General features: G+C 54.3%; 21 protein-coding genes. All 21 read left to right on the forward strand.

The window, feature by feature from the left end; all coding sequences use genetic code 11:
- The first annotated feature begins 19 nt into the window (after positions 1-19).
- The 21 genes from mlaD to tatB all read left to right on the forward strand — a co-directional run bounded on the left by mlaD (position 20) and on the right by tatB (position 14,465).
- The gene (gene mlaD, locus QN359_RS10800) at positions 20-496 is read left to right on the forward strand and encodes an outer membrane lipid asymmetry maintenance protein MlaD (RefSeq protein WP_322250591.1); all 477 of its coding nucleotides are present in this window, start codon (positions 20-22) and stop codon (positions 494-496) included.
- On the forward strand, positions 493-1,260 hold the full coding sequence (locus QN359_RS10805; RefSeq protein WP_416200221.1) for a VacJ family lipoprotein: 768 nt from the start codon (positions 493-495) through the stop codon (positions 1,258-1,260). Before mlaD ends, QN359_RS10805 begins: the two co-directional genes overlap by 4 nt.
- Before the next feature lie 93 nt (positions 1,261-1,353).
- Positions 1,354-1,995: an ABC transporter substrate-binding protein gene (locus QN359_RS10810; protein ID WP_322250592.1), complete on the forward strand. Its 642-nt coding sequence runs from the start codon at positions 1,354-1,356 to the stop codon at positions 1,993-1,995.
- Between the two features lie 18 nt (positions 1,996-2,013).
- Positions 2,014-2,289 carry an STAS domain-containing protein gene (locus QN359_RS10815; RefSeq protein ID WP_322250593.1) on the forward strand — a complete coding sequence of 92 codons (276 nt, stop codon included), beginning with the start codon at positions 2,014-2,016 and terminating at the stop codon, positions 2,287-2,289.
- Between the two features lie 156 nt (positions 2,290-2,445).
- Complete coding sequence (locus QN359_RS10820; protein WP_322251066.1) at positions 2,446-3,366, forward strand: ABC transporter ATP-binding protein; 921 nt, start codon at positions 2,446-2,448, stop codon at positions 3,364-3,366.
- 5 nt (positions 3,367-3,371) lie between these two features.
- Positions 3,372-4,127, forward strand: coding sequence for an ABC transporter permease (locus QN359_RS10825; RefSeq protein ID WP_322251067.1), 756 nt, complete (start codon positions 3,372-3,374; stop codon positions 4,125-4,127).
- Positions 4,128-4,151: 24 nt separating this feature from the next.
- The gene (locus tag QN359_RS10830; RefSeq protein WP_322250594.1) at positions 4,152-4,388 is read left to right on the forward strand and encodes a BolA family protein; all 237 of its coding nucleotides are present in this window, start codon (positions 4,152-4,154) and stop codon (positions 4,386-4,388) included.
- The gene (murA, locus tag QN359_RS10835) at positions 4,388-5,641 is read left to right on the forward strand and encodes a UDP-N-acetylglucosamine 1-carboxyvinyltransferase (protein ID WP_322250595.1); all 1,254 of its coding nucleotides are present in this window, start codon (positions 4,388-4,390) and stop codon (positions 5,639-5,641) included. The genes QN359_RS10830 and murA overlap by 1 nt, the downstream gene beginning before the upstream one ends.
- Complete coding sequence (gene hisG / locus QN359_RS10840) at positions 5,638-6,303, forward strand: ATP phosphoribosyltransferase (RefSeq protein WP_322250596.1); 666 nt, start codon at positions 5,638-5,640, stop codon at positions 6,301-6,303. Before murA ends, hisG begins: the two co-directional genes overlap by 4 nt.
- Positions 6,304-6,345: 42 nt before the next feature.
- Positions 6,346-7,659 (forward strand): histidinol dehydrogenase, encoded by a 1,314-nt coding sequence (hisD, locus tag QN359_RS10845; protein WP_322250597.1) that lies wholly within the window; start codon positions 6,346-6,348, stop codon positions 7,657-7,659.
- 16 nt (positions 7,660-7,675) lie between these two features.
- Positions 7,676-8,473 carry a site-specific DNA-methyltransferase gene (locus QN359_RS10850; protein WP_322250598.1) on the forward strand — a complete coding sequence of 266 codons (798 nt, stop codon included), beginning with the start codon at positions 7,676-7,678 and terminating at the stop codon, positions 8,471-8,473.
- A gap of 45 nt (positions 8,474-8,518) precedes the next feature.
- On the forward strand, positions 8,519-9,589 hold the full coding sequence (gene hisC / locus QN359_RS10855; RefSeq protein WP_322250599.1) for a histidinol-phosphate transaminase: 1,071 nt from the start codon (positions 8,519-8,521) through the stop codon (positions 9,587-9,589).
- 8 nt (positions 9,590-9,597) lie between these two features.
- The gene (gene hisB / locus QN359_RS10860; RefSeq protein ID WP_322250600.1) at positions 9,598-10,194 is read left to right on the forward strand and encodes an imidazoleglycerol-phosphate dehydratase HisB; all 597 of its coding nucleotides are present in this window, start codon (positions 9,598-9,600) and stop codon (positions 10,192-10,194) included.
- A 57-nt stretch (positions 10,195-10,251) separates the two neighbouring features.
- The gene (hisH, locus tag QN359_RS10865; protein ID WP_322250601.1) at positions 10,252-10,890 is read left to right on the forward strand and encodes an imidazole glycerol phosphate synthase subunit HisH; all 639 of its coding nucleotides are present in this window, start codon (positions 10,252-10,254) and stop codon (positions 10,888-10,890) included.
- Between the two features lie 62 nt (positions 10,891-10,952).
- Complete coding sequence (gene hisA / locus QN359_RS10870; protein WP_322250602.1) at positions 10,953-11,744, forward strand: 1-(5-phosphoribosyl)-5-[(5-phosphoribosylamino)methylideneamino]imidazole-4-carboxamide isomerase; 792 nt, start codon at positions 10,953-10,955, stop codon at positions 11,742-11,744.
- Positions 11,741-12,505: an imidazole glycerol phosphate synthase subunit HisF gene (gene hisF, locus QN359_RS10875; protein WP_322250603.1), complete on the forward strand. Its 765-nt coding sequence runs from the start codon at positions 11,741-11,743 to the stop codon at positions 12,503-12,505. The genes hisA and hisF overlap by 4 nt, the downstream gene beginning before the upstream one ends.
- The gene (gene hisI, locus QN359_RS10880) at positions 12,502-12,903 is read left to right on the forward strand and encodes a phosphoribosyl-AMP cyclohydrolase (protein ID WP_322250604.1); all 402 of its coding nucleotides are present in this window, start codon (positions 12,502-12,504) and stop codon (positions 12,901-12,903) included. Before hisF ends, hisI begins: the two co-directional genes overlap by 4 nt.
- Positions 12,900-13,253 (forward strand): phosphoribosyl-ATP diphosphatase, encoded by a 354-nt coding sequence (locus tag QN359_RS10885; protein WP_322250606.1) that lies wholly within the window; start codon positions 12,900-12,902, stop codon positions 13,251-13,253. Before hisI ends, QN359_RS10885 begins: the two co-directional genes overlap by 4 nt.
- Positions 13,254-13,295: 42 nt before the next feature.
- Positions 13,296-13,667: a histidine triad nucleotide-binding protein gene (locus QN359_RS10890; RefSeq protein ID WP_322250607.1), complete on the forward strand. Its 372-nt coding sequence runs from the start codon at positions 13,296-13,298 to the stop codon at positions 13,665-13,667.
- Positions 13,668-13,706: 39 nt separating this feature from the next.
- A complete protein-coding gene (gene tatA, locus QN359_RS10895; protein ID WP_322250608.1) occupies positions 13,707-13,937 on the forward strand; it encodes a Sec-independent protein translocase subunit TatA in 231 nt (76 codons plus the stop codon).
- 36 nt (positions 13,938-13,973) lie between these two features.
- Positions 13,974-14,465 carry a Sec-independent protein translocase protein TatB gene (gene tatB, locus QN359_RS10900; RefSeq protein ID WP_322250609.1) on the forward strand — a complete coding sequence of 164 codons (492 nt, stop codon included), beginning with the start codon at positions 13,974-13,976 and terminating at the stop codon, positions 14,463-14,465.
- Positions 14,466-14,484 lie beyond the last annotated feature (19 nt).

The raw sequence follows: 14,484 nt of genomic DNA on the forward strand, positions 1-14,484 counted from the left end.
GGGGGCACAGAGGAAAAACATGCAAAAAAAATCATTGGATTTCTGGGTCGGTTTGTTTGTGATTCTGGGAGCGGCAGCCTTGCTATTCTTGGCATTGCAAGCTGGCAATATGAGCTCCCTATCCTTGCAAAAGACCTATACTGTCGTCAGCCGTTTCGACAATATTGGCGGCCTCAAGCCGCGCGCGGCAGTGAAAAGTGCCGGTGTGGTGGTTGGGCGGGTGTCGGCAATCACGTTTGATGACAAAAGCTTTCAAGCCAGCGTGACGATGCAATTGGAAACGCGTTACCAGTTTCCGAAAGATACCTCGGCAAAAATTCTGACCGCCGGCTTATTGGGCGAGCAATACATCGGTCTGGAAGCAGGTGGCGATACCCAAAATCTGGTCGCAGGTGACAAAATTAAAATGACGCAATCGGCCGTAGTACTGGAAAATCTGATCAGTCAGTTCTTATTTAGCAAAGCAACCGACAGTAGTTCGGATGGGAAAAAATGAAAACAATAACAACACTTTTTACTGGCAGCCGCAGCTTCGTCGCGGTCTTAGCCTTGCTCTCGATGAGCGCTTGTAGCACCGTTTCGGTTGAGAAAATCAAGACCAAGGCTGACAAGGCGCTCGATACCATCGGTACCAAGACCAATATCGGCCAGAATCCGCGCGATCCGTTGGAAGGCTTCAATCGCGCTATGTTTGATTTCAATGATGCGATCGATCAAGCCGTGCTCAAGCCAGTCGCGCAAGTCTACGCAAATGTCACGCCGTCGTTCGTGCAAACCGGCGTCGGCAATTTTTTCGGCAATATCGGTGATATCTACACGGCGCTCAATAATTTATTGCAGGGTAAAGTAGGTGACGGCAGTTCCGATATCATGCGGGTGGCGCTCAATTCTACCTTCGGGTTGGCGGGCTTGCTTGACATCGGTTCGCCGGCTGGTTTGAGTAAGCACAAAGAAGATTTTGGCCAGACACTTGGGGTGTGGGGCGTGCGCTCGGGACCGTATCTGGTCTTGCCGGTGCTCGGACCGACGACGGTGCGTGATGCCGTCGCCACACCGCTTGATTATTATGGCGATGCTTGGTCGTATTATAAGCCTGTGTATATTCGCAATACGGGCAGTTTGGTGCGCTTGGTCGACAAGCGGGCATCCGTTCTTGATGCCGGCTCTTTAATCGAAGAGGCGGCACTCGACCGGTATGTATTTATCCGCGATGCGTATTTGCAGCGCCGAGCCAGTCAAATTAATCCTAACCAAGATTGATCTTGTTTAGCGATTGTCATAACAAACGTAACACAGTGATGCCGCCGTCGCGGCTGTCAACTGGCGGTGTGGTACCGCTTGAAAGGATTTAATATGAAAACACTCATCAGTAAAATTTTTCTCTTCGCCTTTGCCAGTTTGGCATTCATGGGTAGCAGTCTGGCTGCTGAGGAAGCGCCGGATCAGTTGGTCAAGCGTTTGAGCCAAGAAATTCTCGACGTCGCTAAAAGCGATAAAGATATCCAAGCCGGTAATCAGAAACGTGTGTATGACATGGTGGAAGCGAAAATTCTGCCTTACATCGATTTCCAACGCATGACTTCGCTGGCGGCTGGTAAAAACTGGCGCGATGCCACGCCGGAACAGCAAAAACAGTTGAGCAACGAGTTCCGTACTCTGCTGGTCTACACTTATTCTGGCGCGATCTCACAAATCCGCGATCAACGGGTAGAATTCAAGCCTATGCGTGCGGCACCGGAAGACACCGAAGTGGAAGTGCGTTCGCAAGTGATACAGAGCCGCGGCGAGCCGATACAGCTCAATTATCGCTTGGCTAAAACTGCCGGCGCGTGGAAAATTTATGACATCAATGTGCTCGGTGCTTGGTTGGTGGAAACCTACAAGGGTACGTTTACCGAGCAAATCAGTAAAACCGGTATTGATGGTTTGATCAAAACTTTGGCAGAAAAAAATAAAAAGCTGGCAGCAACACCGAATAAAGCCGCCGCCAAATAATCAAAAAAAGGTGATGTTGTGTACAAACTGAGCGGTCAGCTGGCCCAAGAGAATGCTCGTCAGGCAGTCGATGCCGGTATCGCCGCGCTGACTGCCGGCGCGTCCGATTTTGATTTGTCTGGCCTCGAGCGCGTTGATTCTGCCGCGGTCGCGGTCATGATTGCTTGGCAGCGCTATGCCTTGCAAGAGAAAAAGTTATTGAAATTTCATGCAGCCCCACCCGCATTGCAAAGCTTGATTGCTCTGTACGGTTTGAGCGGGCAATTCCAGATGGTGGCTGCAGAACGACATTGACGCTCGTCAATGTGGCGGCGCGGGAAAGTTTCCGCGCCACCGATTCGGTTCCCGGACCGAAAATCCCCTATAATCAAAGGTTTCGTCATTATTGACGAAACGTTCTTCCTCCTCACCCCTATAGAGCACGTAAGTGCGAGCATGCGAGCACACCATATGGCCGCGATACAAATAAATAATATACAAAAACGTTACCAATCGCTGCAAGCCTTGGATGGCGTGTCATTGACGATAGAAGAAGGCGAATTTTTCGGCTTGCTTGGTCCGAATGGGGCCGGCAAGACCACGCTGATTTCTATCCTGGCCGGTCTGAATCGTGCCGATGCCGGCAATATTACGGTGCAGGGGCATGACGTCGTCACCGACTATCGCCAAGCCCGCAGCAAGCTTGGTGTGGTGCCGCAGGAATTGGTATTCGATCCGTTTTTCACGGTACGCGAAACACTGCGCATGCAATCCGGGTATTTCGGCATCAAGAACAATGACAGCTGGATCGATGAGATCATGCACAATCTGGACTTGACCAATAAGGCCGATACCAATATGCGCGCGCTCTCGGGCGGCATGAAGCGGCGCGTCTTGGTGGCGCAGGCACTGGTTCACAAACCGCCGGTGATTGTGCTCGATGAGCCAACCGCCGGGGTCGATGTCGAATTGCGCCAAAGTTTGTGGCAATTCATTGCCCGCCTCAATCGCGAAGGGCATACCGTGGTGTTGACCACGCATTACCTCGAAGAGGCACAGGCACTGTGTAATCGTATCGCCATGCTCAAGGGTGGTAAAGTGGTCGCGCTCGATACCACGGCAGCCTTGATTAACCGTATCTCCGGTTCGCAATTGCGCGTGACGCTGGCTTCCGGCGGCAACATCGCCTTGCCGCCGACTTTACGCGAGCAAATCGTGACGCATGAAACGCCGGCCGAGCAGCGCCAGTTTGTGTTGCGCGTGACTGACTACAATCAAGTCGAAGGTATGTTGGCGGCATTCCGTCAAGCCGGTTGTCAGATTGAAGATTTACAATTACTCCAGGCAGATCTTGAAGATGTCTTTCTGCAAATTATGGAAGGCGCACAATGATGAACATGACTGGTTTCAATACCCTGTTGTATAAAGAGGTCTTGCGGTTTTGGAAAGTGGCGACGCAAACCATCACTGCCCCGATCATGACGGCCTTGTTGTATCTGCTCATTTTCGGTCATGTGCTCGATGCGCATGTGCAAGTCTACCCGGGTGTGCGGTACACCGCTTTTTTGGTGCCGGGCTTGGTGATGATGAGTATTTTGCAAAATGCCTTTGCCAATACCTCGTCCTCACTGATTCAATCGAAGATCACCGGTAACCTGGTGTTCGTGCTCTTGCCGCCGTTGTCACACTGGGAATTGTTCGGTGCCTATGTACTGGCGGCCACCATGCGTGGTTTGGCGGTTGGCGGCGGGGTGTTCATCGTTACGGTATGGTTTACCAATCTGCATTTCGTCGCACCTGGCTGGATCGCCTTGTTCGCTTTACTTGGCGCTGCCATGCTGGGCACGATGGGTTTGATCGCCGGCATCTGGGCCGAAAAGTTCGATCAACTCGCGGCATTTCAGAATTTTTTAATCATGCCGGCGACGTTTTTATCGGGCGTGTTTTATTCGATACATTCGCTGCCGCCATTTTGGCTGACCTTGTCCCGCTTCAACCCATTTTTTTATATGATAGATGGGTTTCGCTACGGCTTTTTCGGTCAGTCCGACGTTGATCCCGTCAATAGCCTGATTGTGGTCGGCTGTTTTTTCCTGATCCTGACGACGATTGCGGTGCAGATGCTCAAGCGCGGTTATAAATTACGTCACTAATTTCAAGTTTTAGAAAGATACGCTGTGTTTCCTACTCCTGAACAAATTCATGCTTACATCGCGGCCGGCTTAGATTGCACGCATCTCGAAGTCGAGGGCGACGGTCAGCATTTCAAGGCCCTCATCGTGTCGTCTGCTTTCGCTGGCAAACGCCTGATTGCCCGGCATCAGATCGTCTATGCCGTGCTGGGTGAGCGCATGCGCGCCGAGATTCATGCCTTGTCGATGAAAACCCTGACTCCTGAAGAGCATGCTGCATAATGGATAAATTACTGATTACAGGCGGCTCGCGCCTCAATGGCGAGATCAGCATTTCCGGGGCCAAGAATGCCGCCTTGCCGATACTCTGCGCCGGCTTGCTGACGGCCGATGAGCTGGTGTTGCACAATGTGCCATCGCTGCAAGATGTCAGCACGATGCTGAAATTATTGCGTCAGATGGGTTTGAAGGCGACGCAAGAAAACGGTGTGATGGTGCTCAATGGTAGCGCGGTCGATCGTTTTGAAGCCCCGTATGACTTGGTCAAAACCATGCGCGCCTCGATTCTGGTGCTCGGTCCTTTGTTGGCGCGCTTCGGCGAAGCCAAGGTGTCGCTGCCGGGCGGCTGCGCCATCGGTTCGCGTCCGGTGGATCAGCATATCAAGGGTTTGCAAGCCATGGGTGCCGAGATCAGCATCGAAGCCGGCTATATTCATGCGCGCGCCAAGCGTCTCAAAGGCACGCGTGTGGTGACCGATATGATCACCGTTACCGGTACTGAAAATTTACTGATGGCCGCCACACTGGCCGATGGCGTGACGATACTGGAAAATGCCGCGCGCGAGCCGGAAGTGACTGATCTGGCCAATCTGCTGGTGGCCATGGGCGCGAAAATCAGCGGCATCGGCACGGATCGTTTGGTGATTGAAGGGGTGGAGCGCTTGCATGGTGCCAGCCACACCGTGATCGCCGATCGCATCGAAAGCGCGACTTTCCTGTGTGCGGTGGCCGCTACCGGTGGCGACATCATTTTGCGCAACACACGCAGCGACATCCTCGATGTCGCTCTCGACAAGTTGCGCGAAGCCGGGGTGATTCTGACCAGCGGTCCGGATTGGATTCGTGCGCAAATGAGCAGCCGGCCGAAAGCGATCGGTTTTCGCACCACTGAATACCCAGGTTTTCCTACCGATATGCAAGCCCAGTTCATGGCCATGAATTGCATCGCCGTGGGCAGCAGTTGTATCACTGAAACGATCTTTGAAAATCGTTACATGCATGTACCGGAAATGCATCGCCTCGGTGCCAAAATTGAAATCGAAGGTCATACCGCCATGGTTACCGGTGTCGATAAATTGATCGGCGCGCCGGTGATGGCGACTGATTTGCGCGCTTCGGCGTCGCTGGTGATTGCCGCTATGGCGGCCGAAGGCGAAACCGTGATCGACCGGATTTATCATCTCGATCGCGGTTACGATCGTATGGAAGTTAAATTGTCCGCCGTCGGCGCACAAATACAGCGGGTGAAAGCATGAGTGCACAATTAACTTTGGCTTTGTCCAAAGGACGTATTTTTGAAGAAACCCTGCCCTTGTTGGAAGCCGCCGGTATTCGCGTGTTGGAAGATCCGGAAAAATCGCGCAAGCTGATTTTGGCGACCAATGACCCGGCGCTGCGCGTGATCATCGTGCGCGCCTCCGATGTGCCAACGTATGTGCAATACGGTGCGGCCGATTTCGGCGTGGCCGGCAAAGATGTTTTGCACGAACATGGCGGCGAAGGTTTGTATCAGCCTATCGATCTGCAGATCGCCAAATGCCGCATGTCGGTAGCGGTGTCGGCCGGTTTTGACTATGCCACGGCGGTCCGTCAGGGGGCGCGCTTGCGCGTGGCGACCAAGTATACCGAAACGGCGCGTGAGCATTTCGCCAGCAAAGGCGTGCACGTCGACTTAATCAAATTGTATGGTTCGATGGAATTGGCGCCGCTGGTCGGCCTGGCCGATGCCATCGTCGATTTGGTCAGCAGCGGCAGCACGCTGCGCGCGAATAATCTGGTCGAAGTCGAACACATCATGGAAATTTCTTCGCGCCTGGTGGTTAACCAGGCTGCCTTGAAAATGAAACGCGAGCGTTTGCAGCCGATTTTGGCTGCCTTCGAAAGCGCTTCACTGGCGGCGGCACAAGCCGGTAACTGAACTTGGTCCGGCCAGGCCGGACAGTATTTTCGAGAGAGAAGCATGGGAAACATGATCAAGCGACTGGACACGAGCGATGTCGATTTTGCCCGGCAACTGACGCAGCTGCTGGCCTTTGAAGCGACCGAAGATGCCGCCATTGAGCAAGCGGTGGCGCAGATACTGGCCAGCGTCAAGGCCGATGGCGACCACGCCGTATTGGCTGCGACGCAGCGCTACGACCGTTTGCAAGCCAGCAGCGTGGCCGCACTCGAAGTACCGCAGGCAGAATTGCAGGCGGCCTTGCAGGGATTGCCGGCCGCGCGCCGCATTGCGCTCGAAGCAGCCGCTGCGCGCGTGCGTGCCTATCATGAAATTCAAAAGACTGAATGCGGCTCGGCCGGCTTCAGTTATACCGAAGCCGATGGCACCGTGCTGGGGCAAAAAGTCACGCCACTCGATCGGGTTGGTATTTACGTCCCCGGTGGCAAGGCTGCTTATCCGTCTTCGGTGTTGATGAATGCGATTCCGGCCAAGGTTGCGGGCGTGTCTGAAATCATCATGGTGGTGCCGACGCCCGATGGCGTGAAAAATCAATTGGTGCTGGCTGCTGCTGCAATTGCCGGCGTCGACCGGGTGTTTACCATCGGTGGTGCGCAAGCGGTTGCTGCGCTGGCCTATGGCACCGCTACCATTCCGGCCGTGGATAAAATCGTTGGTCCAGGCAATGCCTATGTGGCTGCCGCCAAGCGTCGCGTGTTCGGTATCGTCGGCATCGATATGATCGCCGGCCCATCGGAAATTTTGGTGCTGTGCGATGGCAGCACCGATCCTGATTGGGTGGCGATGGATTTGTTTTCGCAAGCCGAACATGACGAACTGGCACAATCGATACTGCTGTGTCCCGATGCTGCTTATCTCGATGCCGTCGAAGCGAGTATCGCCAAGCTGTTGCCAAGCATGCCGCGGCAAGCGGTGATCGCGGTATCGCTGGCCAACCGCGGTGCCTTGATCAAGGTGCGCGATATGCAGCAAGCCTGCGAAATCGCCAACCGCATCGCCGCCGAACATCTGGAAATTTCTGCCCTGCAGCCGCAACAATGGGCCGATCAAATTCGCCATGCCGGTGCCTTGTTTTTGGGACGTTATTCCTCCGAAGCACTGGGGGATTATTGTGCCGGCCCTAACCATGTGTTGCCGACCTCCGGCACGGCGCGCTTCTCTTCACCCTTGGGTGTGTATGATTTTCAGAAGCGCTCGTCTATCATCCATGTCAGCCAACAAGGTGCGCAAAGCTTGGGAAAAATCGCCGTCGAATTAGCCTATGGCGAGGGCTTGCCGGCGCATGCGCGCAGCGCCGAATTGCGTTTGCTTTGATGATGAGAATAGGGCGATGAGCGCGCCGTGGCGCAATCAGATTTTTTGCGAAGATGCCTTGCAAGGTCTGGCGCGCTTGCCTGACGCCAGCGTCGATTTACTGTTGGCTGACCCGCCTTATGGCCTGGGTAAAGATTACGGCAATGATTCCGATAAAATGGAAGCGGCCGAGTATTTGTTGTGGATGACGGCCTGGGTCGATTTGGCCCTGCCTAAATTAAAACCCAACGGCAGCCTGTATGTGTTCTTGAGCTGGCGGTATTCGCCCGAAGTGTTTGTCATGCTCAAGCAAAGGCTGACGATGATGAATGAAATCATTTGGGATAGACGGGTACCGTCGATGGGTGGCAGCGTGCGCAAGTATTCCTCGGTGCACGACAGTATAGGTTTCTTCGTGAAAGCGAAAGATTATTATTTTGATCTCGATGCGATCCGAATTCCCTATGATGCCGTGACTAAAAAAGCGCGCAGCCGGAAAATTTTTGAAGGTGCCAAATGGCTGGAACTGGGATTTAATCCTAAAGATATCTGGAGTGTGTCGCGCTTACATCGCGAGCACGCCGAACGTGAAGCGCACCCGACCCAAAAACCTTTGGAAATCATCGAGCGTATGATCAAAGCTTCCTGCCCACCCGGCGGCGTTGTGCTTGATCCCTTCATGGGCAGCGGTACCACCGCTGTCGCTGCCAAACGTTGTGGGCGTGATTTTGTCGGCTTTGAACTCAATGTCGAGTATTGCGCCATGATACAGAGCCGGCTGGCCTTGCAGGTTTGCCCGAGGTCGATAGCCGCACCGGTGGTGTTGGCCGATTGATCCTGAGCTCGGCCGTTTTTTATACCGTACTGCATGGAGTAAACAGTGAGTATCAAACAGATCATCCGTCCTGAAATCGCCGCTTTGTCGGCCTACCATGTGCCATCTTCCGATGGTTACGTCAAACTCGATGCGATGGAAAATCCATTTCCCTTGCCAGCGGCGCTGCAGGCTGAATTAGCCCAGCATTTGGCGGCACTGCCGCTCAACCGTTATCCGGTGCCCTCGTATGTCGGTCTGAAAGCCTTGATCGCTGAGCAACTGGCGGTACCGGCTGGGCGTGAAATCGTGCTCGGGAATGGTTCCGACGAATTGATCGCCATCTTGTCGCAAGCGTGTGCCCGGCCCGGTGCCAAGGTGCTCGCGCCCGTGCCTGGCTTTGTGATGTATGCGATGTCGGCGCGTTTCGCCGGGCTGGAGTTTGTCGGCGTGCCCTTGAACGCCGATTTCACGCTCGATGCCGCCGCCATGTTGGCTGCCATCGCCGTACATCGTCCGGTCATCACCTATTTGGCGTATCCGAATAACCCGACCGGTACGCTGTTCGATGCCGCCGACATCGTCGCCATTCTCCAAGCCGTCGGCAGCAGTGGCATAGTCGTCGTCGATGAAGCCTACGGGCCGTTCGCCGGAGTCAGTTTCATGGACCGTTTGGCGCAATTCCCGAATCTGGTCGTCATGCGTACCGTTTCCAAACTGGGCTTGGCCGGGATACGACTCGGCTATATGGCTGGCGACAATGAGTTGATGAAAGAATTTGACAAGGTGCGGCCACCGTATAACATTAACGTTCTGACCGAGGCGAGCGCCGTATTCATGTTGCGCCATGTTGAAGTACTCAATGCGCAAGCGGCCGAATTGTGCCGACAGCGTGAAGCGCTGACCGCGACATTACGCGCCCTGCCGGGTGTGGAAGTGTTCCCCTCTGCGGCAAATTTTTTGCTGATTCGTGTTGCGAATGCTGAACAAGTCTTTGCCAAATTGTTGAAACACAAAATTTTAGTCAAAAATGTAGGTAAAATGCATGCTCTGCTAGAAAACTGTCTGCGTATTACGGTCAGTAATCAGGAAGAAAATGCCCTTTTTTCAGCTGCTTTTGCAGCGTCTCTGCCATAAAAATGAACATGCCAACTCAACGCATTGCGGCCGTAACCCGCAACACCAACGAAACCCAGATCCGGGTGGCGATCAATCTTGACGGCACGGGTGTGCAAAAGCTCAATACCGGTGTGCCGTTTCTCGATCACATGCTTGACCAAATTGCCCGTCATGGTCTGATTGATCTTGATATCGAAGCCGTCGGCGACTTGCATATCGATGCCCACCATACGGTGGAAGACGTCGGGATCACACTGGGACAAGCCGTGGCGCAGGCGATGGGTGACAAAAAGGGCATTCGTCGTTATGGTCATGCCTATGTGCCGCTCGATGAAGCACTGTCGCGCGTGGTGATCGATTTTTCCGGTCGCCCTGGCTTGGAGTACCATATCCCGTTTACCCGTTCGATGATCGGTGGCTTTGATGTCGATTTAACGCGTGAATTTTTTCAGGGCTTCGTCAACCATGCCTTAGTCAGTGTGCATATTGATAATCTGCGCGGCGAAAATGCGCATCATCAATGTGAAACGGTGTTCAAGGCTTTCGGTCGTGCCTTGCGTATGGCGGCGGAACACGATGTGCGTGCCGCCGGCACGATTCCATCGACCAAGGGCAGTCTTTAATTGTTGAACCGAGTGTGAAGTCAAGGCGGCGCTGCGGGCGCTGCGAGTGAAACCTTTATGAATAAAATTGTCGTAGTCGATTATGGTATGGGCAATCTGCGTTCGGTCGCCCAAGCGTTGCGCGCGGTGGCACCGGAAGCGCAGGTGCTGATCTCGGGTTTGGTGGCCGATATAGACAGTGCCGACCGCCTGGTCTTGCCGGGGCAGGGCGCGATGCCCGACTGCATGAGCAGTCTGCGTGACTCGGGTTTGCAGCAAGCCGTCATGACGGCGGCGCGCAACAAGCCGATGTTCGGCGTGTGTGTCGGTGAACAAATGTTGTTTGATGTCAGTGAAGAAGGTGATACCCCTGGGCTTGGTCTGTTGCCCGGTAAAGTCACGCGTTTTGCGCTCGAAGGTCGCTTGCAAGACGATGGCTCGCGCTTCAAAGTACCGCAAATGGGTTGGAACCGGGTAGGGCAAGCCCGTGCTCATGCATTGTGGAATAATATTACTGACGAAGAATATTTTTATTTTGTACACAGTTATTATGCCCAGCCGGAAATCAGCGACCATACCGTTGGTCTGACCGATTACGGCCAGCCATTTGCCGCCGCCGTGGCACGCGATAATATCTTCGCCACGCAGTTTCATCCGGAAAAAAGTGCTGCGGCCGGCTTGCAACTGTATAAGAATTTTGTAAACTGGAAGCCTTGAAGCGGTAGTTCTGCGCCTCGGGCGGTGTTATTTTTTATGTAGTACTTTAAAATTTTTTAATCATGTTGCTCATTCCTGCTATCGACCTCAAAGATGGTCACTGCGTACGCCTTAAACAAGGTGATATGGACCAAGCCACCGTATTTTCCGATGACCCGGCCGAAATGGCACGGCATTGGTTGCGCCAGGGCGCGCGGCGCTTGCATTTAGTTGATCTCAACGGCGCTTTCGCCGGCAAACCGAAGAACGAAGCGGCAGTCAAAGCGATCCTCGCGGCGGTGCGCGACTATGCCGAAGAAACCGGCAGCGAAGCGATTCCAGTCCAGCTCGGCGGTGGTATTCGTGATCTTGACACCATCGAACGTTATCTCGACGACGGTTTGTCTTATATCATCATCGGTACTGCGGCGGTCAAAAACCCCGGTTTCTTGGCGGATGCCTGCAGCGCCTTTCCGGGCCAAATCATTGTCGGTATCGATGCCAAAGATGGCAAGGTTGCCACCGATGGTTGGAGTAAGTTATCGGGTCATGAAGTGATTGACCTGGCGAAGAAATTCGAAGGCTACGGCGTCGAAGCGATCATTTACACCGATATCGGCCGTGACGGCATGATGGGTGGCGTGAATATCGAGGCCACCGTCAAGTTGGCGCAAGCGGTCAGCATTCCGGTCATCGCCTCGGGCGGTGTGCACGATTTGGCCGACGTCGAAGCCCTGTGCGCGGTGCAAAGTGAAGGCATTAGCGGCGTCATTTGCGGTCGTTCGATTTACGAAGGCACGCTCGACCTTGGTAGCGCGCAGCTGCGTGCCGATATCCTCAGTGGCGACGACAGCGCCGAAGTAGAGTTCGAATGACACTGGCCAAACGTATTATTCCCTGCCTCGACGTGACCGCTGGTCGGGTCGTCAAAGGGATCAATTTTCAAGAATTGCGCGATGCCGGTGATCCGGTTGAAATCGCCCGCCGTTATGATGCCCAAGGGGCCGACGAGATTACTTTTCTCGATATCACCGCTTCTTCCGACGGACGCGATCTGATCTTGCCTATCATCGAAGCGGTAGCCGATCAGGTCTTCATTCCGCTCACAGTGGGCGGTGGCGTGCGCACGGTCGCTGATGTGCGCCGTCTGCTCAATGCCGGTGCTGATAAGGTCGGCATCAATACCTCGGCCGTCACCAATCCGCAGTTGGTTGCCGATGCCGCGCATAAGTATGGTTCGCAATGCATCGTCGTGGCGATCGATGCCAAACGCGTGGCCCCAGGAAAATGGGAAGTCTACACGCACGGCGGTCGCCATGCGACTGGCTTGGACGCGGTGGAATGGGCGCAGAATATGGCGCGTCTCGGGGCCGGAGAAATTCTGCTCACGAGTATGGATAAAGATGGTACCCGTTCCGGTTTCGATCTCGGCCTCACACGCGCGGTTTCGGATGCGGTGATGATCCCGGTAATCGCTTCTGGTGGTGTCGGCAATTTGCAGGATTTGGCCGACGGCATCAAACTTGGCGGTGCCGATGCCGTGCTGGCAGCGAGTATTTTTCATTATGGCCACCATACAGTGGGTGAAGCAAAGCGCTTCATGGCGGCGCAACAGATTCCTATGAGGTTGGTATGAGCGCGGCAAAGTGGTTGAATAAAGTAAAGTGGGATGACCAAGGTTTGGTGCCGGTGATCGCGCAAGAAGCCAGCAGCAACGATGTGTTGATGTTTGCCTGGATGAATCGCGAGGCCTTGTCGCGCACGGTGGAACTCGGCCAAGCCGTGTACTGGAGCCGTTCGCGCAAAAAAATCTGGCACAAGGGTGAAGAGTCTGGTCATGTGCAGATCGTGAAAGAAATCCGTCTCGATTGCGACGAAGATGTGGTGTTGCTGAAAATTGAGCAAACCGATAGCATTGCTTGTCACACTGGCCGGCACTCGTGTTTCTTCCAACAGTTTGTCGGCGGTTTGAATGACGGCGATTGGGAGGCCGTTGATCCAGTGCTGAAAGATCCGGAAAGTATTTACAAATGACGACATCGACAGACTCTACCCTGCAAGGTTTGGCAAAAATTATCGAAAGCCGTAAACTGGCCAATGGCGGCGACCCTGATAAATCGTATGTGGCGCGCCTGTTTTCCAAGGGCGACGATGCGATACTCAAAAAAATCGGCGAAGAAGCGACCGAGACCGTGATGGCGGCCAAAGATGCGCGCGTTTCGGGTGACGCTACGAAACTGCTCTATGAATGCGCCGACTTGTGGTTTCATTCACTGGTCTTGCTGGCGCAATTTGATTTGCATCCGCAGCAGGTACTCGATGAATTGGCGCGGCGTGAAGGCTTGTCCGGTCTGGCTGAAAAAGCCGCGCGCGGCCCAGACTGACATCAACTTTATTTCTGATTAGCCCGTATTGACAGGATGAGCATGGAAAATTGTATTTTTTGTAAAATCGCTGCGAAGCATATTCCTGCCAGCATCGTGCACGAGGATGCTGATTTGCTGGCTTTCAAGGATATCAACCCGGCCGCCCCGGTGCATTTGCTGATCATCCCGAAGCAGCATATCGACACTTTATCGGCCGCGACCGTCGAACACAGCGCGCTGCTCGGAAAGATGCTGGCCTTGGTGCCGCAACTGGCCGCCGCTCACGGCTGCGCCCCACAGCTACTGGCAGATGGCACGCGCAGCGGTGGCTACAAGACCTTAATCAACACCGGACCCGATGGCGGGCAAGAGGTGTATCATCTGCATATGCACGTGATCGGCGGGGCTTTGCCTTGGCGCGGTCAACGTTAACCGTATTTTCAGAGAGCAGTGCTCTCATCAGGAGTCATCATGGGTTCATTCAGTGGTTTGCATTGGTTGGTCGTATTGGTCATCGTTATTCTGGTGTTCGGAACTAAAAAACTCGGCAATATCGGTGCCGATCTTGGCAAAGCGGTCAAGGGTTTTAAAGATGGTATCAAAGGCGAGGAAGATAAGTCCGCTGTGCCGGCTGCACCGGCTGCTGCCGTCGCTGAGAAAGCGACGATCGATGTCGATGCCAAAGAAAAAAACGGTCATTGATGGCACGCGTGCTCAGATTATCGGCGCAGGCGCTCAATGATTGATCTCGGCATCAGCAAGCTGGCCTTGATCGGCGTGGTCGCGCTGATCGTCATCGGCCCGGAAAAATTGCCGCGCGTGGCGCGCATGGCCGGTACCTTACTAGGCCGGGCACAGCGTTACATCAATGATGTCAAAGCCGAAGTCAGCAAAGAAATCGAACTCGATGAGCTGCGCAAGATGCACAAAGATGTGCAGGATGCGGCGCAGGAAGTCGAACAGTCGGTGCAAACGACTTGGCACGATGCCGCGACGGCGCTGCAAGAGCCGGCTGCGGCCAGCACTGAGCGGCCAGCCGTGTCGAGCACGTTTGCGCAGGCGCAGATGGCTGACAAGGCCAAAGATTTCCGTCGCAAAAAGCTGGCGAAAACCAGTGCGCTGCCGGCTTGGTACAAGCAGCGCCATGGTCAGCGCAGTCACATCGTCTCAGGTTCGGCGCGCATGGCGCGGCATCGCGTGCAGTCGCGCGGGCCGGCCAGTTTCTTTTGATTTCCCTTTTTTGGTGGTA

Source organism: Undibacterium sp. 5I2 (assembly GCF_035019605.1).
In the GTDB taxonomy this organism is placed as follows: Bacteria; Pseudomonadota; Gammaproteobacteria; order Burkholderiales; family Burkholderiaceae_D; genus Undibacterium.

What these genes read in the sequence shown, in the direction of transcription:
- mlaD (WP_322250591.1), top strand. Translation starts at nt 20, where the DNA reads ATGCAAAAAAAATCATTGGATTTCTGGGTCGGTTTGTTTGTGATTCTG.
- QN359_RS10805 (WP_416200221.1), top strand. Translation starts at nt 493, where the DNA reads ATGAAAACAATAACAACACTTTTTACTGGCAGCCGCAGCTTCGTCGCG.
- QN359_RS10810 (WP_322250592.1), top strand. Translation starts at nt 1,354, where the DNA reads ATGAAAACACTCATCAGTAAAATTTTTCTCTTCGCCTTTGCCAGTTTG.
- QN359_RS10820 (WP_322251066.1), top strand. Translation starts at nt 2,446, where the DNA reads ATGGCCGCGATACAAATAAATAATATACAAAAACGTTACCAATCGCTG.
- QN359_RS10825 (WP_322251067.1), top strand. Translation starts at nt 3,372, where the DNA reads ATGACTGGTTTCAATACCCTGTTGTATAAAGAGGTCTTGCGGTTTTGG.
- murA (WP_322250595.1), top strand. Translation starts at nt 4,388, where the DNA reads ATGGATAAATTACTGATTACAGGCGGCTCGCGCCTCAATGGCGAGATC.
- hisG (WP_322250596.1), top strand. Translation starts at nt 5,638, where the DNA reads ATGAGTGCACAATTAACTTTGGCTTTGTCCAAAGGACGTATTTTTGAA.
- hisD (WP_322250597.1), top strand. Translation starts at nt 6,346, where the DNA reads ATGGGAAACATGATCAAGCGACTGGACACGAGCGATGTCGATTTTGCC.
- QN359_RS10850 (WP_322250598.1), top strand. Translation starts at nt 7,676, where the DNA reads ATGAGCGCGCCGTGGCGCAATCAGATTTTTTGCGAAGATGCCTTGCAA.
- hisB (WP_322250600.1), top strand. Translation starts at nt 9,598, where the DNA reads ATGCCAACTCAACGCATTGCGGCCGTAACCCGCAACACCAACGAAACC.
- hisH (WP_322250601.1), top strand. Translation starts at nt 10,252, where the DNA reads ATGAATAAAATTGTCGTAGTCGATTATGGTATGGGCAATCTGCGTTCG.
- hisA (WP_322250602.1), top strand. Translation starts at nt 10,953, where the DNA reads ATGTTGCTCATTCCTGCTATCGACCTCAAAGATGGTCACTGCGTACGC.
- hisF (WP_322250603.1), top strand. Translation starts at nt 11,741, where the DNA reads ATGACACTGGCCAAACGTATTATTCCCTGCCTCGACGTGACCGCTGGT.
- hisI (WP_322250604.1), top strand. Translation starts at nt 12,502, where the DNA reads ATGAGCGCGGCAAAGTGGTTGAATAAAGTAAAGTGGGATGACCAAGGT.
- QN359_RS10885 (WP_322250606.1), top strand. Translation starts at nt 12,900, where the DNA reads ATGACGACATCGACAGACTCTACCCTGCAAGGTTTGGCAAAAATTATC.
- QN359_RS10890 (WP_322250607.1), top strand. Translation starts at nt 13,296, where the DNA reads ATGGAAAATTGTATTTTTTGTAAAATCGCTGCGAAGCATATTCCTGCC.
- tatA (WP_322250608.1), top strand. Translation starts at nt 13,707, where the DNA reads ATGGGTTCATTCAGTGGTTTGCATTGGTTGGTCGTATTGGTCATCGTT.
- tatB (WP_322250609.1), top strand. Translation starts at nt 13,974, where the DNA reads ATGATTGATCTCGGCATCAGCAAGCTGGCCTTGATCGGCGTGGTCGCG.